Source organism: Agrococcus sp. HG114, assembly GCF_024723325.1.
Taxonomy (GTDB): Bacteria; Actinomycetota; Actinomycetes; order Actinomycetales; family Microbacteriaceae; genus Agrococcus.
This window is the reverse complement of the sequence record NZ_JANQCH010000277.1, coordinates 1-505: the sequence shown is the minus strand read 5'-3', so window position 1 is coordinate 505 and position 505 is coordinate 1. Positions and strand designations below refer to the sequence as shown.

General features: G+C 81.4%; 1 pseudogene. It reads right to left on the bottom strand.

The annotated features are described in order from the left end of the window. Window positions 1-308: 308 nt before the first annotated feature. A pseudogene (locus NWP09_RS13230) lies at window positions 309-505 on the bottom strand (2-phospho-L-lactate guanylyltransferase); the annotation flags it as partial.

Genomic DNA, 505 nt, shown 5'->3' with positions numbered 1-505 from the left:
CGGCCGCCGCTGCGGGGCGCCGGGAGCTCGATCGGGCTGCGCCGACGGCTGAGCTGAGGGCGCGCGGGCCGCGGCCGCCGCTGCGGGGCGCCGGGAGCTCGATCGGGCTGCGCCGAGGGCCGAGCCGCCATGGCGGCCGAGGACCCGCGCAGGCCGATCGGGCTTCCCCCGGGCGGCGCGCCGGGCGACGGCGCCGACCGCGCGGGTCGCGACCGCCCCGGTTGCGCTCGATGACGCTGAGCGAGCCGCGGGCCGCGCAGTGCGGCTGGGCTGCCGCTCAGCGTCATCGAGCGCTGCCGGTCGGCGGCTCAGGTCGAGAGCGACGCCTGGGCGAGCACCGCGCGCGTGTGCGGGCCGACGCCCGCGTCGAGCGCGGTGTGGAGGTCGGCGAGCTCGTCGACGTCGAGCCGCAGCCCCGTGCCCGGCGCGATCGGCAGCTCGACGTGCCCCGCCTGCCGGTGCCGCTCCGCCGAGCCGGGGCCGAAGCGCGGGCGCAGCGCATCCG